Raw genomic sequence first — 14,011 nt, 5'->3', positions numbered from 1 at the left:
GGAGGAGTAAAATTATGTCACTTATCGTATCACTGATCCTGGGAGCAGTAGCAGGATGGATCGCCAGCAACATCATGAATACCAGCGGAGGCCTTCTCAGGAACATCATCCTGGGTATTGCAGGGGGAGCTGTTGGCAGCATTCTCTTTGGCCTTATCGGACTTACTTCCACAGGAAGTTTTGTAGGTAATATGATCGTCAGCGTAGTGGGAGCATGTGCTCTTATATTTGCAGGCAGAATATTGTTTAAATAATGTATAAAATAATCAAGATAACCCACCACCTTTAGGTGGTGGGAATATCTTGATTACGGGTGCGGGGTTATAAGCCCCGTACCCGTAGAACTGCGTCAGCAGTGATTTTATAACGAGCAAAAAGCGAAGCGTTTGCGAGTTTAACTGTGTCATTTGCCCCGGATGTTAATTTCCGGGGCTTTTTGAATCAAAAGAACAGCAATTACAAGAAGAGGTATAAGATGCCCGGAATCAAGGATATAGCCCAAATTGCAGGAGTGTCTCCTTCTACTGTTTCCAATGCACTCAATGGAAGAGCGAATTGCAGCGAGGTTACCAGGAACAAAATATTAAAGATCTGCAGAGAGCTGGATTATCAGCCTAATGAAGCTGCGAAAGCGCTGAAAAACGGCACTGCCAGGACCATTCTCTTTATCTTTAGCGACTTTGACAGGAAATTTTACCTGGAAGTGATCCATGGTATCAGCGATTATGTTTATTCCAGAGGCTATGACCTGATCATATGTTCCGGTAAGAGTGCTGAGAAATTCATGTCAGGCCTCTATACCTGTGGGGCTATAGTGCAGGATATCACCTGCCCTGACAGCCTTCTTATCAAAAAGGCAGAGAACGGCTTTCCTCTTGTATTGCTGGACAGAGTCCTGGGCCAGAGAGGGATCAAAAGCGTGGTAGTAGGTAATTACCAGGCTGAAAGGGAGCTTGTCTCAGGGCTGGTGGATAAGGGCTTTAGGCATTTTGCTTTTCTGAGCGGCCCTGAAAGCGATGATACAAGGCAAAGGTTCCGCGGATTCAGGGACGTGCTAAGGGAGCATGATATTGTCTTTAAAAGTGAAGATCATTATACGGGAGACTTTAGAGAGAACAGCGGAAGGCAGGCTGCCAGGCTGATCATGTTGTCTGAGAATATGCCCCAGGTCCTGGTCTGTGCCAATGATACTATGGCCATAGGGGCTATAGAGGCCTTTAAGGAGAATAATATCCGGGTGCCTGAAGATATAGCTGTATGCGGCTTTGATGACAGAGAAATGTCTGAAGTATATGGTCTTACAACGGTATCGATCCCCTATTATGAGATAGGGTATCTGGCTGCTCAGGATCTTATAGAGATGATAGATGGGGGATGTAATTACGATACCTTCACTGTAAATGCCAGGGTTCAGTGGAGAAACTCCACACAAAAAGCTATTTTGGGAAAAACAAAAGAGCATAATAGATAAAAGCATAAAAGATAAAAGCAGGGAAGCATGATCTGTAATCATATTTCCTTTGCATGAACAGCCTGTAAAAAAGGTAAAAACTATTCAAAATAAGTAAAACGTTTACTAAATATAAGTAAACGATTTACTTATTTTTTTACATATAATATGATATTCCATAAAAAACCACTAAAGATAAAAAGCCGAAAATATCTATAACGGGGAAAATAACGACAGGCCATTGACTCTATAATGAAAGTTATTAAAATACACATATAACGTTTTACATGCACCGAGTCGCGAATCGGTTGCTTGTGGATACAAGAAAAATGAGTTGGTATTGAAAATTATGGAGGATGATTATGAAAAAATTAGCTAAGTTAGGAACTGCTATGCTCAGCGTGGTAACTGTAGCAGCTATGCTTGCAGGCTGCTCTAAAGAGGCCCCCGCTGCTGATGATAATGCCGCAGCAAACACACAGGATGCAGCAGAAGTAGCCGCTGCTGACAAGTTTGTACTCTTCCAGTCAAAGACAGAGATCATGGGAGAGCTTAATAAGCTGGCTGAGGCTTACAAAGAGGAGAAAGGCGTAGAGATAGAAGTATGGGAGACTACAGGTGATTCATATTTTACAGATCTCAAGACCAACCTTTCTAACGGAACCGGACCTGCACTTTTCTCACTGGCTCCCGGCTCTGAGTCCAGGGAGATGGCTGATTACCTGGAGGATATAGGATCCCTTGAAGTTGCAGGTAAGATCTCAGACAAGCTTCTTGATACAGTAGACGGCAAGGTAGTAGGTATCCCTTATACAGTTGAGGGCTTTGGCGTTGTATATAATGCAGACCTCTATGATCCTTCCAAGGTTACAGATACCGATGCTTTCATATCCTTCCTTCAGGATCAGAAGGCTGCAGGGGTAAACGGCTTTGGACTTTCCCAGGAAGATTATTTCCTTATCGCTCACATCTTAAATACACCTTTTGCTGTTCAAGCAGATCCTGATCAGTATCTGGCAGATGTTCTTGCAGGAAATGCTCGCTTTGCAGATAATGATGCATTTAAGGATTTTGCCAGGGTAATGGAAGCTATCCGTGACAATTGCACCAATCCTATGGATATCGCTTATGACGGCAACTGCGGTGATTTTGCTACAGGAAAGAGCGCTGCTGTACATCAGGGCAACTGGTGCTACTCAATGTTTGCAGACTATGATGTAGCCTTTGATATGGCTATCGCTCCCCTTCCGATCCAGGGCAATGACAAGGTGTCTGTATCCGTTCCTACATCCTGGTACGTAAATGTGGACGCTGATCCTGCTCAGAAGAAGGCAGCTATGGATTTCCTTGACTGGCTCTATGGAAGCGAAACAGGTGTTGATTATCTGATGAATAAGTTTGGCTTTATCCCTGTAGTAGACGGTATGAAGTCTGAGCAGCTCGATCCTCTGTCACAGTCTGTTGCAGACACTGTTGCAGCTGGCAAGACAATGCCCTGGGTAATGTCCAACTGGCCTGCTGGTCTTATCACCAATGAGCTGGCACCTATCACAGCCCAGTTCTTCACCAGTGATATGACAGGAGATGAGCTCCTTGATCAGCTCAATGACGCATTTGTAAATGCAGCAAAATAATAGCTGATCTGGCCTGGCTTGCTATACAGGCTATGAAAAAATAATTACCAAAAGACAGGCTGTTCACATCAGAAATGGTGTGAACAGTATTTTTGAGAAAAACACTTTTTATCTGATCTATGGAGGTATAGATGAAGGCATCTAAATTATGGTATGCGGTATTTACACTGCCCCTTATGCTCATATTCCTCAGTGTGGTTGTGATCCCTTTCCTCATTGGTATAGGTTATACCTTCGTGTCCTGGGATGGAATGGCAAAGCATGCGGCAGAGTTTGTAGGTATCAGGAATTATATTGATGTATTTTCAGATGACAGATTTCTTCAGGCGGAGATCAGGACTGTCATCTTTACGATCTTTTCTGTTGTGGCTATAAATCTCCTGGGACTGACCTTTGCCATAATAGTGACTACAAATCTTAGGACCAGGAATATAGCAAGGACCATGCTTCTCATGCCTTACCTTATAGGCGGACTTATCCTGGGTTATATCTGGAAGAGTATATTCTCAGAGTTCTTTATCTCAATTAATTGGGGTAACTGGCTGACAGATGCGCATAAGGCCATGGCTGCCATGATCATAGTGACCTGCTGGCAGATGGCAGGGTATGTAATGATCATATATATCACAGGACTCATGGCTATACCTGATGATGTGATCGAAGCTGCAGGTGTGGACGGAGCAGGCTTTTTACAGACACTCTTTAAGATCCGCTTTCCACTTCTTATGCCTTCATTTACCATCAGCCTTTTCCTGACACTTTCCAACTGCTTTAAGGTATACGATGTCAATCTGTCCCTTACGGGATCAGGCCCCGGTAATCAGTCGGAGATGTTCTCCATGAACATAGTATCAGAGATCTTTAGCCTTAATAATTTTGGCTATGGTCAGGCCAAGGCTATCATATTCTTTGCAATTGTTGCATGTATCACTCTGGTGCAGGTGACTATCACCAGAAAGAGGGAGGTAGAGCTGTGATGACAAAAGATTTAAAAAGAAAGATCGCATCCATTGCGGCTGATCTTGCGCTCATGGTATTTTGCCTGCTTTATCTCTTTCCCATATATCTTATAGTTACCAACTCTTTTAAGAGCAGGGCGGAGATGTACGATAACATGGTTGCTTTACCAAAAGTGCTGTCTTTTCAGTATTATGCCAGCGCTCTGGAAAAGGTTAATTTTGCGGTATCCTTTAGAAATTCTCTGATGCTCACAGTCTTTTCCATACTGGCTATTGTGATCCTGACTTCCATGACTGCATGGATGATCACAAGGCAAAAGAATAAGCTATCCACAGCTATCTACAATCTTCTCATCGCCACCATGCTCATACCTTTTCAGACACTGATGATGCCTCTGATGCAGGAGATGAGCATCATACAGCGAAACACAGGTATCAGGATGCTGGATACCATACCGGGTCTTATATACATGTATATAGGCTTTGGTGCCGGAATGGGCGTTTTTCTCTATTCTGGTTTTGTAAACTCCATTCCCGTATCTTTGGAGGAGGCTGCCAGGATCGATGGCTGTAATGCCTGGTCCACTTATTGGAAAATAGTATTTCCAAATATGAAACCCACTACTGTTACAGTTGTGATTTTAGATGTAATATGGATATGGAACGATTATCTACTTCCTTCATTAACACTTAAGTCCAAGGTTAACAGGACTGTCCCTCTGGCAACAGCCCAGTTTTTTGGTCAGTATACCATTAGCTGGAATGAAGCTATGGCAGCCCTTGTGGTTACTATCATACCTGTGCTTATTTTTTATCTTGCAGGGCAAAAATACATTGTAAAGGGCGTCGCAGCAGGCGCAGTAAAGGGATGATCTGACTATGAATAAACGTATTATTTCCAGGAACATGACCCACGCAGATGATAAAGAGAGAATGCTTGCAGAAACACTTTTTTCCACTGCCAACGGATATCTTGGCGTCCGGGGATGCAATGAAGAAGGACTTCCGGATGGTAAGAATACCTGCAGGGGCATGTATCTGAACGGGGTATACGAGATCATTCCCATGAAGCAGGCGGAGAGCCTGTTTGGTCTGATAGAAGAGAAGCAGACCATGATCAACTCAGGTGATCTGCAGACTGTATATATATCCATAGACGGCGAGCGCATGGAATACGGTAAGGGGACTGTATTGTCTGAGATCAGAAGCCTGGATATGGACAAGGGTATCAGTATTAGAGAGGTCAGATGGCGCTCTGAAAGCGGCAAAGAAATAGAGCTCAGAGTAAAAAGGATGACTTCTTTTGTGCTAAAGAATCTCTTTATTTTGGATATGGAAGTAAGGAGCCTGAACTTTGAAGGTGATATAGCATTTGAAGCTCTGCATATTGCAAAGGCTAATAACTATGCTAATCCCGACGACCCCAGAATGGCAGCTGAGGGGAACTGCTATCTGGAGCCCCAGCGGATCGAAGCCCTTAAAGACAGGAGCCTTAGCCTTACAAAGACAAGGGTGAGCGGTATCACTGTAGCTATTGCTTCGGCACATGAGTGTACTGCTGCCGGAAAAAAGATAGATTGTGTTTACAATAAAGAAGGGGAGAAGGTTATATATAGAGCCGGCTGCAGATTAAAGGAAAATGATACTGCAGTCCTGACAGGTTACGTGGTATTTGCAGACAGTCTTAGAGAAGAAGATCCTGGGGCCTCTGTGATGACTATGCTGGATAGTGCTATCAGTAATAAGAGCGCATACTATTATGATGCTCAGGAGCAGTATATGGCTGCATTCTGGGACAATGCTGATATGGAGATACTAGGGGACGAGGACAGCTCCCTCTCAGCATGCTTTAATATCTATCAGCTGCTGCAATCTGCAGGCACTATGAAGCGCAGCTCCATAGCAGCCAAGGGCCTGTCTGGTGAAGGCTATGAGGGCCACTATTTCTGGGATACAGAGATGTTCCTGATGCCCTTCTTTAACCTGACAGACAGAGAAGTGGCAAGGAGCCTTATCAGCTACAGATATGATACCCTGAAGGAAGCCAGGGAAAATGCAAGACTTTTGGGGCACAAAAAAGGTGCACTCTATCCCTGGAGGACCATAAATGGTACAGAGTGCTCAGGTTATTATGTATCCGGTACTGCTGCTTATCATATTAACGGAGCCATAGCCTATGCTATATGCTCCTATTATGACATATCCGGAGATATAGACTTTATGATGGATAAGGGAGAAGAAATACTCCTGGAAACAGCAAGGCTCTGGAGATGCGCAGGAAGCTATTACAAGGACCGTTTTATGCTCTTTGACGTGACAGGTCCTGATGAATACACCTGTATGGTGAATAATAATTACTATACCAATCTCTGTGCAGCCTACAATATGGAGAGAGCAGCACAGATCATGGAAGAGATCACAGTTATAGACGGAGGAAGGCTAATGGATAAGCTCTCTTCGTCAAGAGAAGAGCTGGAAAGTCTCAAAGAGGCTGCGAAGAAGATCTATCTGCCCTATGATGAAGAGCTGGGCATTAATCCTCAGGATGATTCCTTCCTTCAAAAGCCTGTATGGGACATTGAGGCAACTCCCAAGGAGGAATTCCCTCTTCTCATGCATCATCATCCGCTGGAGCTCTACAGATACCAGGTCTGCAAGCAGGCGGATACCGTACTGGCCCATTTCCTTTTTGAAGACAGGGTGGATGCTGAGACCAGGAAGAAGTCCTTTGAATATTACGAAAAGATCACCACTCATGATTCCTCCTTGTCCAGGTGTGTATTTGCCATAGCTGCAGCAAGGCTTGGAGAAAAGAAAAAAGCTCTTTCCTATTTTGGCGATTCTGTTAAAATGGATTTGATGAATCTGCAGGGGAATACGGGAGATGGAATCCATACTGCAAATATGGGCGGCAGCTATATGGCTATCGTATACGGATTTGCAGGGCTTACTATCAGGCGAGACGAATTGTCTCTGGATCCTTTCGTACCGGATAGCTGGAAGGGTTACAGATTCCGTTTCAAAAAGGGAGATAGCAGGATAGAAGTCTGTGTTCTCACAGATGAAGTAACAGTCACTCTCCTGGATGGACCGGAGCTATCGATCAAAGTATGGGGTGAAGATCACTTGCTAAAGGCTGATAGTCCTCTAAAGCTTCATCAGAAAAAATAAATATACAGACAAAAGGAGAATTTAGGGGAAATGTTAAAGGCAGTTATTTTTGATCTGGACGGTGTTATCACCGATTCAGCCAGCTATCACTATGAGGCGTGGAAAGAACTGGCAGACAAAATGGGGATACCCTTTGATGAGAAGGTCAATGAGCAGCTTAAGGGCGTATCCAGAATGGACTCTCTTGAGATTATCCTGAGGAATGATCCTCAGAAGAGGAATTTTACACAGGAAGAAAAAGAGGCGCTTTGCACTGAGAAAAATGAGAACTACAAGAAGTTGATACTGAAGATCACTCCTGGAGATATGCTTCCCGGTATAGCAGAGCTCCTTAAAGAACTTGAAGAGCATGGCATCATGAAGGGCCTGGCATCTGTAAGCCATAATGCAGAGACCATCCTGCGCCAGCTTCAGATTTTTGACAAATTTGACTATATCGCAGATGTAAACAGAGTAAAGAGATCAAAGCCCTATCCGGATATCTTCATGGATTGTCTGGTAAGTCTGGGCGTGGACGGACGCGATGCCATTGGTATCGAGGATGCTGCTGTGGGCATTGATTCCATCCACAGAGCTGGTATGAGAGCTGTAGGCGTAGGTTCTCCTGACATGATGGGAGCAGCCGACCTGATCCTGGCAGATACCTCTAAGCTTAGCTATGATAAGCTTGTGGAGCTTGCCTAATGCATGGTTAACGAGCATTTAGTTCTTGGATTTCGCTGCTGCAGAAGTTATTTATTCGCTCACACACTTCAAATGGTGTTTTGCTAAGTTCTTCATCACAGCCTTTTTTATTACGCCGCACTCGAAAGAACTCACCTATCAAAAAGGGAACTATAGTTCCCTTTTTGATAGGTTCAAACAGCTTTCTCGTGGGCGCATTAAGGCTGTGATTGAAGAATAAGCAAAAACAACCATTTGAAGTGAATGTTCGCTTCATATAATAACTTCTGCAGCAGCGCTCGTTAGGAACTGACACCTACCTCATAATATATGCTTTGACATGTTGATAATGATATAATATATTATAATATGTTATATCATTTATTTTATAGGGGGAATTAGCTATGTTACTTGGAGCGCTTGAGGCTGGCGGCACCAAGATGGTGTGCGCCATTGTTAAGGATAATGGTGAGATATTAGAGAGAGTGAGCTATCCTACACTTACGCCTGATGAGACCTTGCCTGTACTTGCAGACTTTTTTAGAGATAAAGGTATCGAAGCACTTGGTATAGGCTGCTTTGGACCTATTGATCTAAACAAAGAGTCAGATACCTATGGTTATATCACATCCACGCCCAAGCTTGCGTGGAGAAATACAGACATAGTTGGATACTTTAAGAAAGAGCTGAATATTCCCATTGGCTTTGATACCGATGTTAACGGTTCTCTTCTGGGTGAAGTGACCTTTGGTGCTGCTAAGGGAATATCTGATGCCATATACCTGACTATCGGGACCGGCATTGGCGGCGGCGTGATGTCAGGAGGCAATCTCCTCCACGGCATGCTCCATCCTGAGATGGGTCATATCCTTATGTCCAGGATACAAGGCGATGATTATGCAGGCAAATGCCCTTATCACAAGACCTGCTTTGAAGGTATGTGCGCAGGTCCCGCTATTGAAGAGAGATGGGGAAAAAAAGGTGTGGAACTGGCTGACAGAGACGAAGTATGGGAGCTGGAGAGCAGCTATATAGCCCAGGCACTGGTAAGCTATATACTGATCCTGAGCCCTAAGCTGATCATCCTGGGCGGAGGTGTGATGCACCAGAAACAGCTCTTCCCCATAATCAGGAAGAAGACAGCAGAGCTGTTAAACGGATATCTTGAAACTGCAGAATTAAAGGATATGGATAACTACATCATATCCCCTGCACTTGGAGATGATCAGGGCATCCTGGGCGCAGCAATGCTGGGACTTGATATGCTCAAATAAAGCTATATCGTTATTTTTTTATAAGATCTATTTGTAGGAGCTATAGATGACAAAGCACTGTCATTTATAGCTCTTTTTCTTTCGCGTAAAAATCCTGGCCTCCATTGAAAGGAGGATATGCAGGAAATGTATATGGAAAAAAACTGCGTAAATTTCATATGAATAATGCATGGAACAAGGCTGGTGATATCTTCAAGAACGATTCATTACAATTGAATAACGTAGAGGAGGTAGAAGCAATGAACAGCAATGCGGAACGCTATTGCGGCGTATATAAAGAATTAGCTGAATTGCTGGGCGATGCTGCAACAATAAAGATCTGGAAGCAATTTTCAGGGCTCAGTATCACATTTCCCCAGAAACTATATTCAATTGAATATCGAAAAGAATTTATCATGGAACATCAGTGTACGATGAAGCCATCGGAAATGGCTAAAATTCTTGGACTATCTGAGAGAAGAGTTCGCCAGATAATTGTGGAAATCAAGCATGAGAAAGGTGGCGATGTAAATATTTAAATAGTTGTAAGTAGTTATTTGACAGAAAATATTATTGCATATGGAGGTTTGAATAAGTTATGAAAAGACATTATGGTCAGTGGAGCGTTGTATTATGTGTAGTAGTGTTAACTTCTCTTTTGATGGTTGCATGCGGAAAAGCAACTGAGGATCTGACCTCAAAGGAAGAAATACAAGTTGAGCATACAGAAGAGTCGGCTTCTTTTGAGGAGCCAGGCGCAGAGGAAGTAACTACAGGTGAGGCAAGTGCAGAGGAAAATAAGGAAATTACCGATACGGATACTGATAGCAGTCAATTCGTGATAGATCTGGAAGGGATCAGCAGTTTGGACGAGTTGGAAGACCGCATTGAAGAACACTTGTCGGATTGTATAGAATCATTGAGCTCCCGTGTAGAGAAATTAAGCGCAGAGATTGATTCTTATGATAAGTATTGTAAACATTCGGAGGAGATTTCAGATTTCTATAAGACAATTGAGGATGATACAAGGCAGATGTGCATTATGCTTCGAGAGTATAGCGCGGTATATGCAAGAATGATACTGGATTCTGATATGTCAAAAGAAGATAAATATGATGCAATAGAAGGAATAAGTGACTGCATCTATGACGACGCCTGTGATGAGATCAAGGATGAGATCTATGACGAGCTTATGGATGACATGAAGAAATATTTTTATGATGGAGTATTGGAAGACGGTAACGACTCTGCTGATTACAGTGAGTGGGTCAATATATGCTCTGAAGAGTATTCACAGTGGTATGATTCTTCATCTGAAGTTTATAGCCTGTATTCTGACGCTGCATCAGATATATATTCTTTCTATAGTGATATGTCCAGTGCGATATATAGCGAAGATACAGAACGTGCTGAGAAAAAATACAGTAACTTTCTGAAAAGGATTGAAAAAGAAAAAAATAAGGGAAAAGAATCAGATATTTATCCGGATGCAAAGTTTGATACAAGTTTAAGACCCGCAGAATCCTATGAGGATATAGAAGATGTCGTAGATGCGCATGTTTCAGAATGTGTTCAGGCATTGAAAAATGAGTGGACTGATCTTTCATCAAAAATAGATACATATGATAAATACGTTGAAAATACTGATGACATAGAGGACTATTATGAGCATGTAGAAGACGCAAGTGTAGAGATGCTGAATATGATATCTAATTACGGCGTGTTATATGCAAAGCTGGTTGTGGATTCCGATTTATCAAATAAAGATAAATATCTGGAGTTGGATAACTTCAAGTATTGTATTTATGAAGATGCATGTGAGTACATCAAGGATGATATCTACAAAGATCTATTGGAAGATATTAAAGACTACTGCTATGGAGGTATCTTAGGAGATATTCCGGAAGATGTTGACTATAGTGACTGGTCAGATGCGCGAAGTGATGCATATGATTGGTGGTCTGATGCTCGTGGTGGCATTTATGAAGAATGGTCAGACACTCGTTCGGATCTATATAGTTTCTGGGGGGATGTAAGATCAGAATTATATAGTGGAGACATTGATAAAGCCAAAAAGGAAATAACTACATTTGAGGGGAAAATCGGAGGATCAAAAACAATAAATGATACTGTAAATGATGAAGATGTTAATTCATCTGATGCAGAAGAGCATGAAACATCAAATACACTTGAGTCCGCGGCTTCATCAGATATTCGTCCGGAGTTTAAACAGGCTATGGATGATTACGAGGATTTTTATGACGAATACATTGATTTTATGAAAAAATACAATGAAAATCCAACTGATACCAAGCTTCTTGGGGAATACTTTGATATGCTCACGGAGCTTGAGGAGATGAATGAAAGCTTTTCCGAATGGGAAGATGATGATCTTAACGATGCGGAATTGGAGTACTATCTTGATGTTAATGCTCGTGTTGAAAAGAAAATGCTGGAATCATTGTAAAAGACACTAGTGCTTGTTTTTAGCCATTAAGCGTTTGTACATTATTTGAGAGCTCGATAAATGGAAAAGGGTCTGACTTGAAGGTCAGCCCCTTTTCACTATTATTTTTTAGAAACTGCAGATTGTAAGAAGTATTGCTTTGTATTTATATAGTGAAGTCTATCGATTATTTATGGGCGTCATGCATTTATATTCGGGTATAATAAAACTATAACACTAAGATTTGATTGTGATTCAGTTAGTTGCTCTTCACTCGCTGACAAATATACAAAAAGCACTGTAGCAGAAGGTTATTTCTGCAGTGAGCATTCACTTCAAATGGTATGTATTCTTGGAAGCTTTATCCAAGAATACATAGTTTTACTAATTCTTCATACGCAGTCTTCTAAGCGCCCGCGAGAAAGTTGTCTGAACCTGACAAAAGGAACTATAGTTCCTTTTGTCAGGTGAGTTTCTTTCGAGTGCGGCGCAATTATAGAAGGCTGCGGAAGAATTTAGTAAAACACCATTTGGAGTGTCGCGATCTAAGAAATAACCTTCTGCACAAGTGCTTCAAGTAATAGAAATGAGTGAAGAGCAACGGCGTTGAAACACTGTGAAATGTGCAGGTTTAAGTGGAAAAAATATTGCCAGGGAGAGAGTGTGTCTATATGACAAAGTCTTATGAAGATAAAGCTGCAACTAAAAACGGTATCTTAAGGTTTGTATTTTTTGGAATAGCTATCATACTTGAGATACTCTTTTTCTGGATTGTCTTTTATACCAGGCTGGAGAATTATCTTGGGCTGATAACTGTGATCAATAGGCTGCTGGCTCTTGCTCTGGTGGTAGCGATCTATAGTCAGTACGGCTCGCCTTCAATTAAGATGCCCTGGATCATTCTCATGATGGCGGTGCCTATAGTGGGAGTGTCGCTGTATCTGCTCATAGGTCTGTCCGGTTCAACAGGACGCATGAGGAAGAGATATGAAGCCATCGATAATATTATGTTCCGTCACCTTCCTCAGGATCCTGCTGTTATCAGCAAGGTGTCTCAGTCATACAGCTCCTGCGCGGGCATTTGCACTTATATCCAAAAGGAGAGCGGATATCCTTTATACAGGGATACGCTTGTCAGATATTTTAAGGATGCAGCAGAAGCTGTTGAGAGTCAGAAGAGAGATTTCCTGGCGGCAAAGAAGTTTATCTTTCTTGAATATTTCCTTATAGATGATAAGGAGTGCTGGCAGGAGATTGAAGATATCCTGGCTCAGAAAGTCAGAGAAGGAGTAGAAGTCAGAGTAATCTACGATGATATAGGCAGTATAGGCTATATCAGTAATTATTTTGCTCAGAAGCTAAGAAAGCGCGGGATCAGCTGCAGAGTCTTTAATCCCATGGGGCCTTTTCTGAATATGTTTCTCAATAACAGGGATCATAGGAAGATCACTGTTGTAGACGGAGAGATAGGCTATACCGGAGGATATAATATAGCCAACGAGTATGTACATCTCTCTGTGCCTCATGGTCATTGGAAGGATACAGGTGTCAGACTAAAGGGTAATGCCGTAAGGTCTATGACTGCCACTTTTCTTGAGATGTGGAATGCTGTCAGGGCTGATGACAAGGACGATGACGGACTAATCAATAAATATCTTCCTCGCCTGGACTATACTGCAGCCTCTGACTGCGGCTTTGTACAGTTCTATGCAGACAATCCCATGGATAAGAAGCCTGTGGGAGAGGATGTATATATGTGCATGGCTTCCAGGGCTCAGAAATATCTCTATTACATAACTCCATATCTTATCATCACGGATGAGATGAGCAGGACCCTGGGACTTGCTGCCAAGAGAGGAGTGGATGTGAGGATCATCACTCCGGGGATTCCGGATAAAAAGATAGTATACATGATCACCAGATCCTATTACAGCAGGCTTGTACGTGACGGGGTGAGGATATTTGAATATACTCCAGGCTTTTGCCATGCCAAGATGAGTGTGTCTGATGATATTATCGCCAGCTGCGGCACCATCAACATGGATTACAGGAGTCTCTATCATCATTTTGAGGATGGCTGCCTTATGATAGCTTCCGAAGCTGTCATGGATATCAAGAAAGATATGGACGAGACTTTAAAAGTATCCAGGGAGGTCACTGAGGACTACAGGTCCGGGATGGCTGCACACATGCGCTTTGGACAGCTCATACTTCGTCTTCTTGCACCCCTTATGTGATTATTATCTATGATCCAAAGGGTAAAACTTATCCGGTAAAGGTAAAAAAAGAGCAAGCGCAGTGGATTATTTACATGGGTCTCCAATTTAAAGTAAAAAGATTCCAATTTTAGGAAAACAACCTATATTATTATAGTTTCTCCGATTTTATATGTTATTTATAGGGTTATATCAAAACCAGATAAATAATAAAAAGGA

The 14,011-nt window shown here is 42.4% G+C and carries 11 protein-coding genes; all 11 read left to right on the top strand.

What is annotated here, in order from left to right:
- The first annotated feature begins 14 nt into the window (after positions 1-14).
- Positions 15-254 (top strand): GlsB/YeaQ/YmgE family stress response membrane protein, encoded by a 240-nt coding sequence (locus tag G636_RS0106030; protein WP_035778947.1) that lies wholly within the window; start codon positions 15-17, stop codon positions 252-254.
- Between the two features lie 221 nt (positions 255-475).
- A complete protein-coding gene (locus G636_RS17490; protein WP_051226592.1) occupies positions 476-1,471 on the top strand; it encodes a LacI family DNA-binding transcriptional regulator in 996 nt (331 codons plus the stop codon).
- A gap of 341 nt (positions 1,472-1,812) precedes the next feature.
- Positions 1,813-3,084, top strand: a complete 1,272-nt coding sequence (locus tag G636_RS0106020) for an ABC transporter substrate-binding protein (RefSeq protein WP_026507311.1) — start codon at positions 1,813-1,815, stop codon at positions 3,082-3,084.
- Between the two features lie 131 nt (positions 3,085-3,215).
- Positions 3,216-4,061: a carbohydrate ABC transporter permease gene (locus tag G636_RS0106015; protein ID WP_026507310.1), complete on the top strand. Its 846-nt coding sequence runs from the start codon at positions 3,216-3,218 to the stop codon at positions 4,059-4,061.
- Positions 4,061-4,915 carry a carbohydrate ABC transporter permease gene (locus G636_RS0106010; RefSeq protein ID WP_051226591.1) on the top strand — a complete coding sequence of 285 codons (855 nt, stop codon included), beginning with the start codon at positions 4,061-4,063 and terminating at the stop codon, positions 4,913-4,915. Before G636_RS0106015 ends, G636_RS0106010 begins: the two co-directional genes overlap by 1 nt.
- 7 nt (positions 4,916-4,922) lie before the next feature.
- Complete coding sequence (locus G636_RS0106005; RefSeq protein ID WP_026507308.1) at positions 4,923-7,214, top strand: glycoside hydrolase family 65 protein; 2,292 nt, start codon at positions 4,923-4,925, stop codon at positions 7,212-7,214.
- A 30-nt stretch (positions 7,215-7,244) separates the two neighbouring features.
- Positions 7,245-7,898 (top strand): beta-phosphoglucomutase, encoded by a 654-nt coding sequence (gene pgmB / locus G636_RS0106000; protein ID WP_026507307.1) that lies wholly within the window; start codon positions 7,245-7,247, stop codon positions 7,896-7,898.
- A 383-nt stretch (positions 7,899-8,281) separates the two neighbouring features.
- On the top strand, positions 8,282-9,151 hold the full coding sequence (locus tag G636_RS0105995) for an ROK family protein (RefSeq protein ID WP_026507306.1): 870 nt from the start codon (positions 8,282-8,284) through the stop codon (positions 9,149-9,151).
- A gap of 158 nt (positions 9,152-9,309) precedes the next feature.
- Positions 9,310-9,669, top strand: coding sequence for a hypothetical protein (locus G636_RS0105990; RefSeq protein WP_051226590.1), 360 nt, complete (start codon positions 9,310-9,312; stop codon positions 9,667-9,669).
- Positions 9,670-9,728: 59 nt separating this feature from the next.
- On the top strand, positions 9,729-11,597 hold the full coding sequence (locus tag G636_RS0105985) for a DUF6591 domain-containing protein (RefSeq protein WP_026507304.1): 1,869 nt from the start codon (positions 9,729-9,731) through the stop codon (positions 11,595-11,597).
- Positions 11,598-12,247: 650 nt separating this feature from the next.
- Positions 12,248-13,813 carry a cardiolipin synthase gene (gene cls / locus G636_RS0105980; RefSeq protein ID WP_035778945.1) on the top strand — a complete coding sequence of 522 codons (1,566 nt, stop codon included), beginning with the start codon at positions 12,248-12,250 and terminating at the stop codon, positions 13,811-13,813.
- Positions 13,814-14,011 lie beyond the last annotated feature (198 nt).

The organism is Butyrivibrio sp. MC2013 (assembly GCF_000424585.1).
Lineage (GTDB): Bacteria > Bacillota > Clostridia > Lachnospirales > Lachnospiraceae > Butyrivibrio.
This window is presented reverse-complemented; position numbering and strand designations above follow the sequence as displayed.

Bases quoted from the DNA above. Each gene is read 5' to 3' on its own strand.
- G636_RS0105995 (WP_026507306.1), top strand. From the start codon at position 8,282: ATGTTACTTGGAGCGCTTGAGGCTGGCGGCACCAAGATGGTGTGCGCC.
- G636_RS0106030 (WP_035778947.1), top strand. From the start codon at position 15: ATGTCACTTATCGTATCACTGATCCTGGGAGCAGTAGCAGGATGGATC.
- G636_RS17490 (WP_051226592.1), top strand. From the start codon at position 476: ATGCCCGGAATCAAGGATATAGCCCAAATTGCAGGAGTGTCTCCTTCT.
- G636_RS0105985 (WP_026507304.1), top strand. From the start codon at position 9,729: ATGAAAAGACATTATGGTCAGTGGAGCGTTGTATTATGTGTAGTAGTG.
- G636_RS0106010 (WP_051226591.1), top strand. From the start codon at position 4,061: ATGACAAAAGATTTAAAAAGAAAGATCGCATCCATTGCGGCTGATCTT.
- G636_RS0106005 (WP_026507308.1), top strand. From the start codon at position 4,923: ATGAATAAACGTATTATTTCCAGGAACATGACCCACGCAGATGATAAA.
- G636_RS0105990 (WP_051226590.1), top strand. From the start codon at position 9,310: ATGAATAATGCATGGAACAAGGCTGGTGATATCTTCAAGAACGATTCA.
- cls (WP_035778945.1), top strand. From the start codon at position 12,248: ATGACAAAGTCTTATGAAGATAAAGCTGCAACTAAAAACGGTATCTTA.
- G636_RS0106020 (WP_026507311.1), top strand. From the start codon at position 1,813: ATGAAAAAATTAGCTAAGTTAGGAACTGCTATGCTCAGCGTGGTAACT.
- G636_RS0106015 (WP_026507310.1), top strand. From the start codon at position 3,216: ATGAAGGCATCTAAATTATGGTATGCGGTATTTACACTGCCCCTTATG.
- pgmB (WP_026507307.1), top strand. From the start codon at position 7,245: ATGTTAAAGGCAGTTATTTTTGATCTGGACGGTGTTATCACCGATTCA.